General features: G+C 71.6%; 12 protein-coding genes and 1 other RNA gene. 8 read left to right on the top strand and 5 right to left on the bottom strand.

The window, feature by feature from the left end:
• Positions 1-160: 160 nt before the first annotated feature.
• Both purC and nth read right to left on the bottom strand, forming a co-directional pair.
• The gene (gene purC / locus CRT23_RS04095; protein ID WP_055955211.1) at positions 161-955 is read right to left on the bottom strand and encodes a phosphoribosylaminoimidazolesuccinocarboxamide synthase; all 795 of its coding nucleotides are present in this window, start codon (positions 953-955) and stop codon (positions 161-163) included.
• A 395-nt stretch (positions 956-1350) separates the two neighbouring features.
• Positions 1351-2085, bottom strand: coding sequence for an endonuclease III (gene nth, locus CRT23_RS04090; protein ID WP_103708710.1), 735 nt, complete (start codon positions 2083-2085; stop codon positions 1351-1353).
• Positions 2086-2105: 20 nt separating this feature from the next.
• On the opposite strand from nth, the gene CRT23_RS04085 reads away from it, so the two are divergent.
• The 5 genes from CRT23_RS04085 (at position 2106) to CRT23_RS04065 (ending at position 8532) form a co-directional block, all read left to right on the top strand.
• Complete coding sequence (locus tag CRT23_RS04085) at positions 2106-2642, top strand: DUF2244 domain-containing protein (RefSeq protein ID WP_103708709.1); 537 nt, start codon at positions 2106-2108, stop codon at positions 2640-2642.
• A gap of 84 nt (positions 2643-2726) precedes the next feature.
• Positions 2727-3275, top strand: coding sequence for a DUF3016 domain-containing protein (locus CRT23_RS04080; RefSeq protein ID WP_103708708.1), 549 nt, complete (start codon positions 2727-2729; stop codon positions 3273-3275).
• Between the two features lie 189 nt (positions 3276-3464).
• Positions 3465-4175, top strand: coding sequence for a response regulator transcription factor (locus tag CRT23_RS04075; RefSeq protein ID WP_103708707.1), 711 nt, complete (start codon positions 3465-3467; stop codon positions 4173-4175).
• Between the two features lie 22 nt (positions 4176-4197).
• Complete coding sequence (locus CRT23_RS04070; protein WP_103708706.1) at positions 4198-5610, top strand: ATP-binding protein; 1413 nt, start codon at positions 4198-4200, stop codon at positions 5608-5610.
• Between the two features lie 3 nt (positions 5611-5613).
• Positions 5614-8532, top strand: a complete 2919-nt coding sequence (locus tag CRT23_RS04065) for a bifunctional [glutamine synthetase] adenylyltransferase/[glutamine synthetase]-adenylyl-L-tyrosine phosphorylase (protein ID WP_103708705.1) — start codon at positions 5614-5616, stop codon at positions 8530-8532.
• A gap of 407 nt (positions 8533-8939) precedes the next feature.
• On the opposite strand, the gene CRT23_RS04060 is transcribed toward CRT23_RS04065, so the two are convergent.
• Together CRT23_RS04060 and pepN are read right to left on the bottom strand one after the other, a co-directional pair.
• On the bottom strand, positions 8940-11330 hold the full coding sequence (locus CRT23_RS04060; protein ID WP_103708704.1) for an ATP-binding protein: 2391 nt from the start codon (positions 11328-11330) through the stop codon (positions 8940-8942).
• A 192-nt stretch (positions 11331-11522) separates the two neighbouring features.
• A complete protein-coding gene (pepN, locus tag CRT23_RS04055) occupies positions 11523-14153 on the bottom strand; it encodes an aminopeptidase N (protein WP_103708703.1) in 2631 nt (876 codons plus the stop codon).
• A gap of 147 nt (positions 14154-14300) precedes the next feature.
• On the opposite strand from pepN, the gene gloA reads away from it, so the two are divergent.
• On the top strand, positions 14301-14741 hold the full coding sequence (gloA, locus tag CRT23_RS04050; protein WP_103708702.1) for a lactoylglutathione lyase: 441 nt from the start codon (positions 14301-14303) through the stop codon (positions 14739-14741).
• 63 nt (positions 14742-14804) lie between these two features.
• Here the strand turns inward: gloA and CRT23_RS28345 are convergent, their stop codons facing one another.
• A complete protein-coding gene (locus CRT23_RS28345) occupies positions 14805-14981 on the bottom strand; it encodes a hypothetical protein (RefSeq protein ID WP_181017248.1) in 177 nt (58 codons plus the stop codon).
• 348 nt (positions 14982-15329) lie between these two features.
• Between CRT23_RS28345 and rnpB the strand changes: the two genes are divergently transcribed.
• Both rnpB and CRT23_RS04040 read left to right on the top strand, forming a co-directional pair.
• Positions 15330-15740, top strand: an RNA gene (gene rnpB, locus CRT23_RS04045) — RNase P RNA component class A.
• A 416-nt stretch (positions 15741-16156) separates the two neighbouring features.
• Positions 16157-17167: a cytochrome c peroxidase gene (locus CRT23_RS04040; protein WP_103708701.1), complete on the top strand. Its 1011-nt coding sequence runs from the start codon at positions 16157-16159 to the stop codon at positions 17165-17167.
• The last annotated feature ends 50 nt before the right edge of the window (positions 17168-17217 follow it).

Raw genomic sequence — 17217 nt, 5'->3', positions numbered from 1 at the left:
GGCGGCTCGGGATCGCACGCCGCTGCGCGCCCCTTGCGGGTCCGGGCGCGCCGGCGGCGCCCCGGCATGAAGGCGCGGGACGACCCCTGGGTTCAGGCGTTGCCGTTGGACGAAGACCAGCCGGCGCGGGCTGGAGAGACCTGCGGGGCCGGCCGGTCCTTTACTGGACGAGGCGCGGGCCGCCCGTCTGGACCTTCTCGTTCTCGGACATGATGCCGAGGCGCTTGGCCACCTCGGTATAGGCCTCGATCAGGCCGCCGAGATCCTTGCGGAAGCGGTCCTTGTCGAGCTTGTCCGACGACTTGATGTCCCAGAGGCGGCAGGAATCCGGGGAGATCTCGTCGGCGACGACGATGCGCATCATGTCGCCTTCCCAGAGGCGGCCGGTCTCGATCTTGAAGTCGACGAGGCGGATGCCGACGCCGAGGAAGAGCCCGGACAGGAAGTCGTTGACCCGGATGGCCAGCGCCATGATGTCGTCGATCTCCTGCGGGGTCGCCCAGCCGAAGGCGGTGATGTGCTCTTCCGACACCATCGGGTCATTGAGCGCGTCGTTCTTGTAGTAGAACTCGATGATCGAGCGCGGCAGCTGCGTGCCTTCCTCGAGGCCGAGGCGGGTGGCGAGCGAGCCGGCGGCGACGTTGCGCACCACCACTTCGAGCGGGATGATCTCGACTTCGCGGATCAGCTGCTCGCGCATGTTCAGGCGGCGGATGAAGTGCGTGGGCACGCCGATGTCGTTGAGGTGCTGGAAGACGAACTCGGAAATCCGGTTGTTCAGCACGCCCTTGCCGTCGATGACATCATGCTTCTGCGCGTTGAAGGCGGTGGCATCATCCTTGAAGTGCTGGATGAGCGTTCCCGGCTCCGGACCCTCGTAGAGGACCTTCGCCTTGCCCTCGTAGATGCGACGGCGGCGGTTCATAGGCGTGTACCGTGGTTTGAGGAAGTCCATGGGCCGTGACTCCTTGCGAGCGAACGATGCGGAATCCGCGGCGTGGCGGCCTGTGGGTGGGGCCGGGCCGAGAGACACGTCGTACGTCGAAAGCCTCCGCGACCGTGGCGCAAACTACCCGAAGGCGGCTGGCAGCACAACGCGCTGGCCGGATGGGACCCATGCCGTCCTGGGAGGACACCGGTGATAAATCGGTGTGCGGGCCGGGGGCAAGGGGACCGGGCCTCGCGGACGGGGCCTTCAGGACCGGGCCTTCGTGAGGACTGAGCCTTGGCGCGGGTTGCGCCTCGGCGCGAACCGAGGCTTCGCACCGACCGGACCCCGGAGCGGAACGGCTCAGCGCCGTCCCGGCGAGCGAGCGGGCGGCTGTCGGTGGGCCGGCTCGTCCGGCCGGGTCACGGGGCGGCCGTCTTGGCCGGGAAGCGGCACAGGTCGGCGATCGGGCAGCGGTAGCATTCGGGCTTGCGCGCCTTGCAGATGTAGCGGCCGAACAGGATCAGCCAGTGATGGGCGTTGAGCCGGTAGGGCGCGGGTACGATGGCCTCCAGCCCGGCCTGGACCTTGTCGGTGGTGGGGGCGACCACCAGCGGAATCCGGTTGGAGACCCGGAAGATGTGGGTGTCGACCGCGATGGTCTCCTCGCCGAAGGCGACGTTGCGGACCACGCTGGCGGTCTTGGTGCCGACGCCGGGCAGCACCTCCAGCGCCGCCCGGGCGCTGGGGACTTCGCCGCCATGCTCCTCCACCAGGATGCGCGACAGGGCGATGACGTTCTTCGCCTTGGTGTTGAACAGGCCGATGGTGCGGATGAAGTCGCGCACCCGCGCCTCCCCGAGGGCCAGCATCGCGGCCGGCGTGTCGGCGATGGCGAAGAGCGGCGCGGTGGCGAGGTTGACGCTGCGGTCGGTGGCCTGGGCCGAGAGCACCACCGCCACCAGGAGGGTGAAGGGGTTCTGGAATTCGAGTTCGGCGCGCGGCTCCGGGTTGGCCGCGCTGAGCCGCGCGAAGATCTCCGCCACGGTCTCAGGGCCCACGGGGTCCGGCGTGGCGGGCGCCGCTGCGACGATCGGCGCGGCGAGCCGCGCGGAGATCGGCGATTTCCGTGGTTTGGTCGGCTGTCGGCTGGGCATCCCTGCGTTATATTCCTCGCATGGCGAGCGGCAATGACCACGTCCCTCCGATCGGCCGGCATCCGGACGGCCTCGATCCCGACAGCATGGATCGGCCTGTGTTCCAGGCCACCATCCGGCCGCACCAGTCCCTGGGGCCGGACGGCTTCCGCAACGTCATGATCGGCTGCTGCGCCGTCTCCCTCGTCACCTCGATCGCCTGCGTCCGGGCCGGGTTCTGGCCCGTGGCCGGGTTCTTCGGCCTCGACATGCTCGCCCTCTACGTGGCGCTGAAGGCGAGCTTCCGGCGCGGCCGCTCCTTCGAGGAGGTGGTGATCACCCCGATCGAGGTGATGCTCGCCCGGGTGACCCACCGGGGCGAGCGCCGGGAATGGCGCTTCAACCCGCTCTGGACCAAGCTGACCCGGGTGGAGGACGACGAGTACGGCATGCAGACCCTGACCCTCGAATCCCGCCGGGAATTCGTGGTGGTCGCCCGGGACGCCTCGCCGCCGGAGCGCGAGGTCATCGCCGACGGCCTGACCCGTGCCCTGGCGCAGGTGAAGAAGGGCTACTGACGTGGGCCGGGCGCTCGGGGCCCGGGGGCGCCGGTGTTACGGCAGGGCCTGTCCGGTCGGAGCGATTCACAGGGGCATGAGCGGATGAGGCGCCACAGTTTCGCGCAACGGGCGCTTTCTTCCTCCTTCGCCGGGGCCTTCCTCGCCTTGGCCGCCCCCGCCTTGGCCGCACCGGCGGATGCGCGCGTCACCGTCCGCTTCGTCGCGCCCGAGCGCTACACCGACGCCGACGACCGCTACGGTTCGGGGCCCGGCCTGCGCGGCACCCTCGCGGAGATCCGGCGGATCATCGCGGCGTCCGCCCTGCGGGTGATGGGACCGGACGAGACCCTGTCCGTGGACGTCCTCGATATCGACCGGGCCGGCTTCGTCCGCCCGGACCTGAACAGCCCCTCGGGCCTGCGGATCGTCAGCGACGCGACCCCGCCGGCGATCCGCCTGCGCTACGACCTGCGCCGCGGCGGCCGCCGGATCGCCGGGGGCGAGGAGCGCCTGACCGACATCAACTTCCTGTTCGGCGCCCGCGCCGCGGCCGCCAGCGGGAGCTTCGGCTACGAGGAAGCCCTCCTGCGCGACTGGGCCCGCAGCCGGCTGTCCGCGCCTGCCGGCGGCGCGGGGCCGCGCCCGGACTAGGCCGGCCTGAGGCGGCTTCGTCGGCTCCGTCGTCCCCAGACATGACCAAAGCGTCATGTTGCCGCCAGGGTCGTGCAACCCACGGCTGCCCATGGTCCGGCTCATCGACCCAGCGCGGAGGGATGCGGCATGAGCGTTGCCGGACAAGGCGGTTTCGCGAGGACGGGCGAGACCCTATCACTCCGTCCCATGCGTCTGCTCATCATCGAGGACGACCGCGAGGCGGTCGCGTACCTGATCAAGGCTTTTCGCGAGGCCGGTCACATGCCGGACCAGGCCTCCGACGGCCTCGACGGCTACGCCCTGGCGCAGGAGGGCGACTACGACGTGCTCATCGTCGACCGCATGCTGCCCAAGCTCGACGGCCTGTCGCTGATCCGCTCCCTGCGCGAGCAGGGCGTGACCACGCCGGTGCTGATTCTCTCGGCCCTCGGGCAGGTGGACGACCGGGTCAAGGGCCTGCGGGCCGGGGGCGACGACTACCTGCCCAAGCCCTACGCCTTCTCCGAGCTGCTCGCCCGGGCCGAGGTGCTGGCCCGCCGCCGGGCCGGGCCGGGCACCGCCGCCGAAGCGACCGCCTACCGGGTCGGCGACCTCGAACTCGACCGCCTCTCGCACCGCGTGACCCGGGCCGGCCAGGAGATCGTGCTGCAGCCGCGCGAATTCCGCCTGCTCGAGTACCTGATGCGCCATGCCGGCCAGGTCGTGACCCGGACCATGCTGCTGGAGCACGTCTGGGACTACCATTTCGACCCGCAGACCAACGTCATCGACGTCCACGTCTCGCGCCTGCGCGCGAAGGTCGACAAGGATTTCGAGCACCCGATCATCCACACCGTGCGCGGCACCGGCTACGTGCTGCGGGTCGACGAGGCGCGGGCTCCGGGAGCGTCGGCGTGAGGCGCACCGTGAGGCTCAGGCCGTGACGACCCTCGACGACGCCCCGGCCGGGCGCCTCGGCAACCTGTTCCGCACGACGGCCTTCAAGCTGTCCTTCGCCTACCTGGTGGTGTTCGCCACCTTCGCGCTGCTGGCGCTGGGCTACGTCGCCTGGAACGCCAGCCGCGCCCTCGACGACCAGATGGTGTCCACCATCGAGGCCGAGATCAACGGCCTGTCGGAGCAGTACAAGGTCGGAGGCCTGCGGCGCCTGATCTCCGCGGTGGAGCGGCGCGCCGGCGAGCCCGGGGCCTCGCTCTACCTCGTCACCAACGCCGCCGGCGAGCGCATCGTCGGCAACATCGACGCCCTGCCCACCGGGCTCATCGTCGATCCGGGCCAGACCGAGGCCAACTACGCCCGCATCGGCGGCGCGCAGAACCTCGAGCACCGGGCGATCATGCAGATCTTCGTCCTGCCCGGGGGCTTCCGGCTGCTCGTCGGCCGCGATGTCGCCGAGCGCGACCGGCTGCGGGCGGTGATCGGACGGACCTTCGGCTCGTCCGTGGGGCTGGTGATGGTGCTGGGCGTGATCGGCACCTGGTTCATCGCCAGCCGGGTCCTGAAGCGCGTCGACGCCATGACGGAGACCACCCGCCGCATCATGGCCGGCGACCTCGACGGGCGCCTCGCGGTGGCGGGGACCGGCGACGAGCTCGACCGGCTGGCCCACAACCTCAACGCCATGCTGGAGCGGATCGGCGAGCTGATGCGCGGCCTGCGCGACGTCTCCGACAACATCGCCCACGACCTCAAGACGCCCCTGACCCGCCTGCGCAACCGGGCCGAGGAGGCCCTGCGCACGGCCGAGACGCCGGACGCCCTGCGGGCGGCGATGGAGGGGGTGATCGAGGAGAGCGACGGCCTGATCCGGATCTTCAACGCGCTCCTGATGATCGCCCGCCTGGAGGGCGTGAACGCCCGCGAGGATTTCCAGACCTTCGACGTCGCCGCCGTGGTCCAGGCCGTGGCCGAGCTCTACGAGCCCCTGGCCTCGGAGCAGGGCCTGGCGCTGCAGGTTGAGACCGAGGGCGCCCCCCTGATCCTGCGCGGCAGCCGGGAACTGATCGGACAGGCGCTCGCCAACCTGATCGACAACGCGGTGAAGTATGGCGGGCCCAGCGGCGAGATCCGGCTCAGCGCCGCGCGGGTCGGCGACACCGTGCGCCTCGGCGTGGCCGATTCCGGCCCGGGCATCCCCAGCGAGGCCCGCGGCCGGGTGCTCGACCGCTTCGTCCGGCTGGAGGAGGCGCGCTCGCGGCCGGGCTTCGGCCTCGGCCTCAGCCTCGTCAACGCGGTGGTGCGCCTGCACCAGGGCACGCTGGCGCTGGAAGACCATGCCCCCGGGCTCTCCGTCGTGATAACCCTGCCGGCCGGAGATCCGACGGGAGGGTAGGGCATGAACCAGGCCGCCGACGCGCAACGCCGCAGCCTCCGGGCGCGCCTGGCCGCCGCCCCGGTCCTGTCCGATCCCGACGCGGCCGCCGCGCTCCTCGCCGAGGTCGCGCCCGCGTGGCCGGCGGGCTTCCTCGACGCCCCCCTGCGCGCCCTGCTCCTCGGCCTCGCCGACCATTCCGCCTTTCTCTGGCAGCTGGTCGCCCGGGCCCCCGACCGCCTCGCGGCCCTCGTGGAGGCCGAGCCGGAGGCCGCCCTGGCGGCCGTCATCGCCCGCCAGCGGGCGGCCGGGCAGGCGCCGGACCTCGACGCCGTCGCGCGCGCGCTGCGGCAGAACCGGGCGGAGCACGCGCTCCTGGTGGCCTTGGCCGATATCGGCGGGCTCTGGCCCCTGGCCACGGTGACCCAGGCCCTGTCGGACTTCGCCGACGCCTCGGTGCGGGCGGCCGCCGACGCCATGCTGCTCCAGGCTTCGGCCGCCGGGCGCTTCCTGCCCCGCGACGCGGCCGAGCCGCAGGCCGGCTCCGGGCTCATCGTCCTGGCCCTCGGCAAGCACGGGGCGGGCGAGCTCAACTACTCGAGCGACATCGACCTCGTGGTCTTCTTCGACCCCGAGACCGCGCCCCTGAAGGCCGACCTGCCGCCGACGCCGTTCTTCAGCAAGCTGGCGCAGCGGATGGCCAAGCTGCTGCAGGAGCGCACCGCCGACGGCTACGTCCACCGGGTCGATTACCGCCTGCGTCCGGACCCGGGCTCGACCCCGGCGGCGCTCTCCCTGAATGCCGCGTACGTCTATTACGAGAACCTCGGCCAGAACTGGGAGCGGGCGGCCTACATCAAGGCGCGGGCGATCGCCGGCGACATCCCGGCCGGGGAGGCGTTCCTGGCGAACCTGCGCCCCTTCGTCTGGCGGAAATACTTCGACTTCGCCTCCATCGCCGACGTGCACGCGATGAAGCGCCAGATCCACGCGGTGCGCGGCCACGACACGATCGCGGTGGCGGGCCACGACATCAAGCTGGGACGCGGCGGCATCCGCGAGATCGAGTTCTTCGTCCAGACCCAGCAACTCGTGTTCGGCGGGCGTCGGCCGGAGCTGCGCGGACGCAGCACCGTCGCCATGCTCGACGGCCTGACCCGCGACGGCTGGATCGACGCCACCGCCCGCGACGACCTCACGGCGGCCTACGGCTTCCTGCGCACCATCGAGCACCGCCTGCAGATGCTGCGGGACGAGCAGACCCAGCGCCTGCCGAGCGAGGCCGACGAGCTCGCGCGCTTCGCCCGCTTCGCGGGCTTCGACACGCGGGACGCCTTCGAGGCGGCCCTGTTCCACCACGCCCGCCGGGTGCAGGGCCACTACGCCCTGCTGTTCGAGGCCGAGCCCGACCTGTCCTCGGAGGTCGGCGACCTCGTGTTCAGCGGCACCGGCGACGACCCCGCGACCCTGGCGACCCTGACCAAGCTCGGCTTCCGCGAGCCCGAGCGGGCGGTGGAGACCGTGCGCGGCTGGCATTTCGGCCGGCGCCCGGCCGTGCGGACGCCCCGCGCCCGCGAGGTGCTGACCGAGCTGGTGCCGGTGCTGATGCAGGCGCTGGGCGGCACCGCCCACCCGGACGCCGCCCTCGACACCCTCGATCGGGCCTTCGCCCGGATGCCGGCGGCCCTCGAACTCCTCACCATCCTGCGCTCGAACGAGCGCCTGCGCCTGCTCTTCGCCGACCTCCTCGGTACGGCGCCGCGGCTCGCCGAGACCGTCGCCTTCAGCCCGCACGTCCTCGACGCGGTGATCGACCGGGATTTCGCCGATGCCGGCACGGATGCCGAGGCCCTGGCGCAGCAGGTCCGCGCCCGCCTCGGACAGCCGAGCGACCATGAGGACTTCCTCGACCGGGCCCGCGATGCCGCCCGCCAGCTCCGCTTCCTCACCGGGGCCCGGCTCCTCTCGGGCATCCTCTCGCCCGAGGAGGCCGGCCGCGCCTTCGCGGGCATCGCCGACGCGGTGATCGCCGTGACGGTGGAGCGGGTCTCGGCGAGCTTCTTCGCCGAGCACGGGGCGGTACCCAAGGGACGCCTCGCGGTGCTCGGCCTCGGGCGCCTCGGCGCGCGCCAGCTCACGGCGGATTCCGACCTCGACCTCGTGCTGGTCTACGACTTCGACCCCGACGACCGCACCAGCGCCGGCCCGAAACCCCTCGACGCGGCGGTGGCCTACAACCGCCTGGCCCAGCGCATCGTCGCCGCCCTCACGGTGCCGACCCGGCGCGGCCATCTCTACGAGGTCGACCTGCGCCTGCGCCCCGGCGGGGGCCAGGGCCCGGTGGCGGTGCAGTGGCGCAGCTTCCGCAGCTACCACTCCGAGGAGGCGGAGCTCTGGGAGCACATGGCCCTGACCCGCGCCCGGGTGGTCGCCGGCGACGTGGGCCTCGGCGCCGAGCTCGACGGCGAGATCCGCGCCATCGTCGCCCGCCCGCGGGACCCCGCCGAGGTCCGGCGCGCGGTGCGGGAAATGCGAAGCCTCGTGGAGCGGGAAAAGGGGTATCGCGGCCCCCTCGACCTCAAGCTCGCCCCCGGCGGCCTGCTCGACCTCGACTTCCTGGCCCAGGCCCTGGTGCTCGGTCAGGCCCATCGGCGACCGGACCTCGTCGGCCTCGGCGCCTGCGCGGTGTTCGCGAAGGCCGCCGATCACGGCGACCTCGCCCGGCCCGATGCGCAGAGCCTGCTGGACGCCTATCGCCACTTCGACGACATGCTGCACTGGCAGCGCCTGATGGTGGAGGGCGACCCGGCCGAGGCCTCGCCCGTGGCCCTCGCGCGCCTCGCCGTCGCCATGGGCGCCCCGGATTCGGGCCGGCTGATCGCGCAGCTGGACGAGGCGCGAACCGGGATCCGGGCGCTGTTCGAGCGCCTGATGGCGGGGTGAGGACAGGGGGCGGGCCGAGGCCCGCCGCCCGGGACCAGCGTTCGTGCGAGACGAGAGACATCGTGTAAGCGGCGGATCGTTCCGACGCTCTGAGGCGCTCCGTCCCGGCAGGGCGATCGCCGTCCGCTGCACGACCCCGGGCCGACGGGGTGCTGCACAAGGGGCCGCTGCCTCGACTGCGGTCACGAGTGGACGTTTGCCGATGGCACCGCACCGTCATTCCCGGGCGCCGCAGGCGAGCCCGGGACCCGAACCGCCAGCGATGGATCAGTCCTGCACCACCTGTGTGTCTGGATCCCGGACGCCGCTGCGCGGCTCCGGGATGACCTGGTGCGGCGCGCGGGCCTTCGACGCGCCGATCGGCCTCTTCGATCCCCCTGCCGGCAGGGGGCGCCGCCCCGAAAACCTCAGGCCGGCTCCGTCACCGCCTCGGGCGGGCGCGGGGTGGCGCCGGCGGCGTCGCGGAGGGAGGCGACGGTTTCCTGGGCGGCGTCGGCCACGAGGTTGCGGCGGTTCTCCGCGGTGGGGATCGGCATCCGCACCATCACGATGGTGCCGAGGCCTTCCTGGGAGCGGATGCGCAGGGCGCCGCCATGCAGCTCGGCCATCGAGCGCGCGATGGCGAGGCCGAGGCCCGAGCCCTTGTGGCTGCGGGTGAGGTTGGTCTCGACCTGCTGGAACGGCGCGCCGAGGCGGCGCAGGGCCGATTTCGGGATGCCGATGCCGGTATCCTCGACGTAGATGTGCACGTTGGCCCCGGCCGGTCGCGCCTTGATGATGATGCGGCCGTCGCCGGCGGGGGTGAACTTCACCGCGTTCTGGACGAGGTTGGTGAGGATCTGGTGCAGGGCGCGCTCGTCCGCCAGCACCGTCAGGGCCTCGACCACGTCCACCGCGATGGTCAGGGACTTGGCCCGGGCCGCCTCGCCCACGAGCTTCAGGGTGCCCTCGATCGCCCCGGCCACCGCGATCTCCCGCGGGGCGAGCTTCACCGTCTGGGCCTCGATGCGCGACATGTTGAGGATGTCGTCGATGACCGAGAGCAGGTAGTCGCCGCTGGTGCGGATGTCGCGGCAGTAATCGGTGTAGCGGGGCGAGCCGAGGGTGCCGTAGACCTCGCTCTCCATCAGCTCGGCGAAGCCCATGATCGCGTTGAGCGGCGTGCGCAGCTCGTGGCTCATGTTGGCGAGGAATTCGGACTTGGCCTGGTTGGCGCCCTCGGCCTGCGCCTTCTGGTCGAGGTAGCGCTCGGCCAGGTCGGCGAGCTGCTGGGTCTGGAGCTCCAGGGTCCGGCGCGAGCGCTTGAGATCGCGCACGGTCTCGATCAGCTCGCGCTCGGACTGGACCAGCTGCTCCTGGTGGCGCTTGAGGCTGGTGATGTCGGTGCCCACCGAGACGTAGCCGCCATCCTTGGTGCGGCGCTCGCTGATCTGGAGCCAGCGCCCGTCGGTGAGTTCGGCCTCGAAGGTGCGGGCGGTGGCGCCGCTCGGCTCCAGGTCGCGCAGCTCGCGCCGGACCGGCGGCAGCACGCCCCGCCCCATGATCTCGGCGTAGCGCCGGCCCGGGATCGCATCCTCGGGGCTGAGGGCGTGGAGGTGGCGGAATTTCGAGTTGCAGAGGACGAGGCGGTTGCCGGTGTCCCAGAGCACGAAGGCCTCGGAGATGGCCTCGACCGCGTCGCGCAGGCGCATGTCGGCGGTGGCGTTGAGCTCGGCGAGGTTGCGCTGCTCGGTGACGTCGAGGGCGATGCCCACGAGGTGGCGGCCGCCGTCGATGGTGTCCGGCACGATCTCGGCCCGCATCCGCATCCAGACCCAGTTGCCGGTGGCGCCGCGCACCCGGAACTCGTGGTCGACGGTGGACTGGCTGGCCGCGAGGTGGCGGGCCAGGCTGTAGAGGTCGCCGTCGTCGGGATGCACCAGGGCGTTGACGTCGCCGAAGGACAGGAACTCGCGCTCGCGGTGATAGCCCAGCAGCGCGTACATCGAGTCGGACCAGTAGATCCGCCCGCGCGGGATGTCCCAGTCCCAGAGGCCGCAGCGGCCGCGGCCGAGGGCGGTGTCGAGGCGCTGCTTGATCTCCTCGCAGACCCGGTCGACGGCGTAGGCCCGGCGGGTCTGCAGGGCATAGGCGATGCCGGTGCCGATGATGACCAGGGCGGCGGCGCCGAGGAGGATCGCCTGGTTGCGCATCCGCGTGGTCCAGGCGGCCGTGATGTCGGTGAGCGGCTGGAGCACCGCGACCTGGCCCCGCCCGCCGGGCAGGTTGCGCAGGGCCGCGATCACCACGGAGCCGTCCGCCAGGGTCACGGTCATGACGCCGGCGCTCTCGCCCAGGGTGGAGAGCGCCTGCATCTCCCCGAGATGCTGGGTCAGGGTGCGGCGCGGGCCGGGCAGGGGCGGATTGGCCGCCACGATGACGTCGTTGGGGGAGATCAGCAGGATCTGGCGGCCGGCATGGAGCAGGCCCGGCGGCAAGAGCGCGCCGAGGTTGCGGTGGGCCGCCTCGCCCTTGGCCTCGCCGTCGATGTCGACCCCGGCGAAGGCCGCCGCGGCCAGGCGGGTCACCGCCTCCACGTCCGTGGTGGCCGCCCGGATCACCTCCTCGCGCTGGGCCTGCAGCAGCATGGCCGCCACCGCGCCGAGGCAGATCAGGAACGTGGCGAAGAGCGCCGGCAGGGCGAAGCGCAGCCAGGTCTCGGCACGCACGAAACGGACATGAGCGGCGTGTTGGGGCCGGTGGATGCCAAGAATCGTATCCGCGCGCGCGGAGAGGGAAGCGGAATCCGCCTCCAGCATGGACTAACTCCGCCGTTGGGATTTGGGCACCGGGAAGGCGGGTCGCCCGCTTTCCGAATCGTATACGATTCAACATTTCCGGTGGGGTTTTGTCCACGCGTTTTTTCCGGCCACGCTTGACTCCTAACGCGAATCCGAGGTGCGGAATCGACGTCGGGAGAGGCTGAAAAAACGATTCTCTTCAGACACTTGCTAGCCGGCGAGGGTCCGCCCGAGGATGTCTCCGACATCCCGTGACAGGCCCGCAACAGCGCGAATTTTCAGCAATGTGGATTCGGCCTGGGCACGCCGCTCCGGTTCCATCATCCGCCACGATCCGAAGGCCGTCAGGAGCCGCGCGGCCACCTGCGGGTTGGTCTTGTCGAGCGCCAGAACCGCCTCCGCCACAAGGGCATAGCCCGCGCCGTCGGGGCGGTTGAACTGGGTCGGATTGCCCATGCTGAAGCTGCCGATCAGGGACCGGACCCGGTTGGGATTGGTCATCGAGAAGGCCGGGTGATTCTGCAGGCGGCGGATCCGGTCGGGGGTCTCGGCCTCCGGGATCCCGGCCTGGATCGCGAGCCACTTGTCGAGGACCAGCGGCTCGGCGCGGTAGGCCTCGGCGAATCGGTCGAGCGCCGATTCGCGCTCGGGACCCGAAACCTGGGACAGGACCGAGAGGGCGGCGAGCCGGTCGGTCATCGTCGTCGCCGCGTCGGTCTGGTGCGCGGCGAGCAGGGTCGCCGCGGCCGGATCGGCGGCCGCGACGAGGTCGAGGGCCGCGTTGCGGAAGGCGCGCCGGCCGGCCGCCGCGGCATCGGGGCTGAACGGCGTGCCGGGGGCCTCCGCCAGGGCGTCGCGCAGGGCGAGGAGCTGCGGCTTCAGGCGCGTCCCGAGCGCCCGGCGCAGGGCGTGCCGGGCCCGGTGGATCGCGTCCGGGTCGATCTCCGTGGCGATCTCGTTGGCGACGTCGGCCTCGCTCGGCAGGGCGAGCACCAGGGCGGCGAAGGCCGGGTCGGCCAGGGCCTCGCCCTCCAGGAATCCCGCCAGGGCGGTGCCGAACCCGTCCGCCCCGGCCTCCGGCAGGGTGCCCGACCGCGTCCCCTGCACGAGGAGGCGCATGGCCACGCTCTGGGCCGCCTGCCAGCGGTTGAATGGGTCGGTGTCGCGGCGCAGCAGCGTCAGCGTGTCGGCATCGGTCATCTCGATCTCGACCCGCACCGGGGCGGAGAAGCCGCGGAACAGCGAGGGCACGGCGCGCGCGGGGACGTCGCTGAAGCTGAGGCTGTCGCTCGCCTGGTCGAGCACGAAGACGCCGTCCGCGACCCGGTCGCTCGTCGCCCCGGCGAGGGGGCCGTCCGGGCCGATCAGCCCGAGGCGGATGGGGATCACCAGGGGCGGGGCGTCGGCGGCGCCGGGCAGGCTCTGGCGGAAGGCGAGGTGGTAGGTCCGCGCCGCCGCGTCGTAGCGGCCCTGCACCCCGACCCGCGGCGTGCCGGGGCGCTCGTACCAGCGGGCGAAGGCGCCGAGGTCGCGGCCGGAGGTTTTCGCGAAGGCGGCGAGGAAGTCCTCCACGGTGGCGGCGGTGCCGTCGTTGTCGGTGAAGTAGCGGTCCATCCCGGCCCGGAAGGCCTCGGCGCCCAGAAGGGTGCGCAGCATCCGCACGATCTCGGCGCCCTTCTCGTAGACGGTGGCCGTGTAGAAGTTGTTGATCTCGGTGTAGTGCCGCGGCCGCACCGGGTGGGCCAGCGGCCCGGCATCCTCCGGGAACTGGCGCGCCCGCAGGGTGCGGACCTCGCCGATGCGGTGCACCGCGCGGGAGCGCATGTCGGAGGAGAATTCCTGGTCGCGGAAGACCGTCAGGCCTTCCTTGAGGCAGAGCTGGAACCAGTCGCGGCAGGTGATGCGGTTGCCGGTCCAGTTGTGGAAGTACTCGTGCGCGATGATCGCCTCGATGGCGGCGTAGTCCGCGTCGGTGGCGGTCTCGGGCGAGGCCAGGACGTAGCGGTCGTTGAAGATGTTGAGGCCCTTGTTCTCCATCGCGCCCATGTTGAAGTCCGAGACCGCGACGACGTTGAAGACGTCGAGGTCGTAGGCGCAGCCGAAGGCGGTCTCGTCCCAGGCCATCGCGCGCGCCACGGCGTCGAGGGCGTAGTCGGCCCGCTCCGCCTTGCCGGGCTCGACATAGACGGCGAGCTCCACCGTGCGGCCCTCGCTGGTGGTGAAGGGGCGCCGGACAGAGTCGAGGCGCCCCCCCACCAGGGCGAAGAGGTAGGCGGGCTTCGGGTGGGGATCGTGCCAGATCGCGTAGTGGCGGCCGGGGCCGGCCGCGCCGGATTCCACCAGGTTGCCGTTGCCCAGCAGCACCGGCGCCGCGTCGCGATCGGCCTCGATCCGCGTGGTGTAGACCGCCATCACGTCGGGCCGGTCGAGGAAATAGGTGATCCGCCGGAAGCCGTCGGCCTCGCACTGGGTGCAGTAGACCCCGTTCGAGCGGTAGAGCCCCATCAGCTTGGTGTTGGCGCTCGGATCGATCCGGGTCTCGATGCCCAGGCTGAAGGGGCCGGCCGGCGGCCGGTGCAGGGTCAGGCCGGACGGCGTCAGGCTGTAGGCCTCGGGCGCGAGGGCCGCTCCGTCGAGGGTCAGGCTCTCCAGGGTCAGGTCCTCGCCGTCGAGGACGAGGGGGGCGCCCGGAAGCCCGGCCGGGTTGGGCGTCAGGCTGAGCCGGGCCCGGACCCGGGTGGCGGTGGGATGCAGCGCGACGTCGAGATCCACCGTGTCGATCCGGTAGTCGCTGGGGCGGTAATCCTCCAGGCGGATCGTGATCGGGGCTTCAGTGCGCATGCGGACTCCTCGGGCTGCGCCCCCACTGTGCGGGGTGCGCCGCGGCGGCGCAACGCGCGCGGGCTCCGGCTCGTTGACGCGCGCCCCGCGTTGACCCGTGCCCGCGCCGGACCACATAGGCGCTAGTCCCCTGGAGAGCCCCCACCCATGCGATTCCTGCACACCATGGTCCGCGTCGCGGACCTCGACCGCGCCCTCGACTTTTACGTGAACACCTTCGGGCTTCAGGAGGTGCGTCGCGTCGACAACGAGAAGGGTCGCTTCACCCTCGTGTTCCTGGCCGCCCCCGACGATGCCGGCACCGCCAGGGAAACCCAGGCGCCCGTGATCGAGCTGACCCACAACTGGGACCCGGAGACCTACTCGGGCGGCCGCAACTTCGGCCACCTCGCCTACGAGGTCGACGACATCTACGCGTTCTGCGCCAAGCTGCAGGCGGCCGGAATCACGATCAACCGCCCGCCCCGCGACGGCAACATGGCCTTCGTGAAGTCCCCCGACGGCATCTCGATCGAGCTGCTGCAGAAGGGCCCGGCCAAGCCGCCGCAGGAGCCCTGGTCCTCGATGGAGAACACGGGCTCCTGGTAGGCGTCCGGTCCGGGCGAACGACCCCCGCGCGGGGCCGTTCGTCCGGGGCCTCGGGCCGTCGTCTCAGGCGTCGCCGGTCTCCGGCACGGGCGTGATGCCGAGCTGGCTCAGCTTGGCCGCCACGATCTCGATCGGCCGGCGCAGCTTCAGGCTCATGACCGAGACCGGAATACCCTCGCGGGCCATCGCGGTGAGTTGCTGGACGGATTCGAGCGTCCAGGCGGTGTCGTTCGTCGCCATCGCGTCCTCCTGCTCCGTTGCGGCCCCTTGATCCGGTCGGATCCGGGAGCCCGAATGGGCGCTGGCGGCGCCGGACCTGCCGGTGCGCCAGCCCCAAAGACCTGGCGCGGGGCGCCGGCTCCGCAAGCGGCCTGGCCAAAATCCCGGCATGCCGCTCCGGGCGGCAATGGTCATCTCGGCATGCCGCTCCGGGCGGCAATCGTCTTCTCAGCATGCCGCTCCCGGCGGCAATGGGTCTCTCGGGATGCCGCTCCGCGGGTGAATCGTCGGGCGTCACCGCTCCTGCGCCCGCGCGGCGACATCCGGGCCTTGACCCCCGGCCCGTGCCCGGCGCACACCCGCGCCGGATCAGTCGGCCGGGCGGCCGCTCCGGGCCGCAAGGTCCGGGGAGGAAAGTCCGGGCTCCATGGAGAGACGGTGCCGGATAACGTCCGGCGGGGGCGACCCCAGGGACAGTGCCACAGAGAGCAGACCGCCACGGACCGGCGCAAGCCGGACCGCGGTAAGGGTGAAAGGGTGCGGTAAGAGCGCACCGCGGACGCGGCAACGCGGACGGCACGGCAAACCCCACCGGGAGCAAGACCGAATAGGGGCGACAGGGCGGGCCTCGCGGTCCGCCAGGCCCTCTCTCCAGGCCCGTCGCCCGGGTTGGTTGCTTGAGGCGGTCGGCAACGATCGTCCCAGAGGAATGGCCGCCACGTCCGGGGACCGCGAGGTTTCCGGGCCCTACAGAACCCGGCTTATAGGCCGGCTGATCCGCTCGCCGAGTCCCCGTCGCGCCGCCCCGAGACCGGCGGCGATCGCGACGGCCAGCGTTCGCGCAGGCCATCGCAGGTGTCGCGGTCGCAATGCCCCCGCGCCGCCAGAATTCGATGCTTGGAGGCAGGTCGGCCGGCTCGCGCGCCGTGCAGGCGTACCGCAATCGCCCTCACCGAAGCTCCGATCGATCACGGCATTGTCGCGACACGCGCGCTGAGATCGTGCGGCCGGGGCGTGCACAGCTTCCGATAGACTTGGATCGCAATAAGATCAGCTTCCAGACTATGCTAATATAGCGATGAGAAAGATTGTTTCTCGAACTAGGAAAAGCTTAAGGTCGGATCGATAGACGAAGGCTGAGCCTGCCGGAGACACGATCTCGCGGGTCTCTGTTGTGGTTGATCCGAGGTTTCGCGATGCCGTTCCTGCGCGGGATGATGATGCTGGCCGCCGGCGCCCTGCTCTGCGCCGGACACCTCGCGACGGCCTCCGAACGCGACGATCCGCGGACCCCCTACCGGCGTCCGACCTCGATCCCGTTTCCGGAGAACGCCCCGTACTCGCCGCAGATGGCGACGCTGGGCAAGATGCTGTTCTTCGATCCGCGCCTGAGCGGCAAGCAGAACCTCAGCTGCGCGAGTTGCCACAACCCGTCCTTCGGTTTCGAGGTCCCGGTGCCGGGCGCGATCGGGGCGACCAACACGCCCCTGGGCCGCAAGGCTCCGACCGTGCTGAACGCGGCCTGGATCCCGACCCTGTTCTGGGACGGGCGCGCGCCGGACCTCGAGACGCAGGCGATGGGCCCGATCACCGCCGATGCGGAGATGGACGGCAAGTTTCCGGAGATCATCGCCCGCCTCAAGGCCCGGCCGGAATACGAGGCCTGGTTCGCCCGGCTCTTCCCCGGCAAGGGGGTGACGCAGGAGGGAATCCTGACCGCGATCGCCACCTACGAGCGGACGGTGGTCTCGGGCTGGGCCCCGTTCGACCGCTGGGTCGAGGGCGACGAGACCGCGATCGCGCCGGCCGCGCAGCGTGGCTTCGCCCTCTTCACCGGCAAGGCGGGCTGCGCCAGCTGCCACACCGGATGGAACTTCACCGACAACCGCTTCCACGACCTCGGCCTGCCGACCCGGGATCTCGGCCGCGCGGCCTTCGAGCCGGATTCGGTCCTGGCCCGGCACGCCTTCAAGACGCCGGGCCTGCGCAACCTGACCTATCGCGCCCCCTTCGGCCATGCCGGTCAGTTCGCCGACCTCGAGGCGATCGTCGCCTTCTACGAGAGCGGCGGGATCGCCCGACCCTCGAAGTCGCCGCTGATGAAGCCGCTCCAGCTGGCCCCGGAGGAACGGGCGGACCTCATCGCTTTCCTGCGCGCCCTCACGGCCGAGCAGACCCGGACTGCGCTCCCCAACCTGCCGAACTGATCCCAACCGAACTGCCCCGACCGAACTGCCCTGACCGAACTGCCCTGACC

The sequence above is a fragment of the Methylobacterium sp. V23 genome (assembly GCF_002917135.1).
In the GTDB taxonomy this organism is placed as follows: Bacteria; Pseudomonadota; Alphaproteobacteria; order Rhizobiales; family Beijerinckiaceae; genus Methylobacterium.
Note: the sequence above shows the minus strand (reverse complement) of the source record. Positions and strands in the feature narration are given on the sequence as shown.

Bases quoted from the DNA above. Each gene is read 5' to 3' on its own strand.
- pepN (WP_103708703.1), bottom strand. From the start codon at position 14,153: ATGCGCACTGAAGCCCCGATCACGATCCGCCTGGAGGATTACCGCCCC.
- CRT23_RS04040 (WP_103708701.1), top strand. From the start codon at position 16,157: ATGCCGTTCCTGCGCGGGATGATGATGCTGGCCGCCGGCGCCCTGCTC.
- CRT23_RS04065 (WP_103708705.1), top strand. From the start codon at position 5,614: ATGAACCAGGCCGCCGACGCGCAACGCCGCAGCCTCCGGGCGCGCCTG.
- CRT23_RS28345 (WP_181017248.1), bottom strand. From the start codon at position 14,981: ATGGCGACGAACGACACCGCCTGGACGCTCGAATCCGTCCAGCAACTC.
- CRT23_RS04075 (WP_103708707.1), top strand. From the start codon at position 3,465: ATGCGTCTGCTCATCATCGAGGACGACCGCGAGGCGGTCGCGTACCTG.
- nth (WP_103708710.1), bottom strand. From the start codon at position 2,085: ATGCCCAGCCGACAGCCGACCAAACCACGGAAATCGCCGATCTCCGCG.
- CRT23_RS04085 (WP_103708709.1), top strand. From the start codon at position 2,106: ATGGCGAGCGGCAATGACCACGTCCCTCCGATCGGCCGGCATCCGGAC.
- CRT23_RS04060 (WP_103708704.1), bottom strand. From the start codon at position 11,330: ATGCTGGAGGCGGATTCCGCTTCCCTCTCCGCGCGCGCGGATACGATT.
- gloA (WP_103708702.1), top strand. From the start codon at position 14,301: ATGCGATTCCTGCACACCATGGTCCGCGTCGCGGACCTCGACCGCGCC.
- CRT23_RS04080 (WP_103708708.1), top strand. From the start codon at position 2,727: ATGAGGCGCCACAGTTTCGCGCAACGGGCGCTTTCTTCCTCCTTCGCC.
- purC (WP_055955211.1), bottom strand. From the start codon at position 955: ATGGACTTCCTCAAACCACGGTACACGCCTATGAACCGCCGCCGTCGC.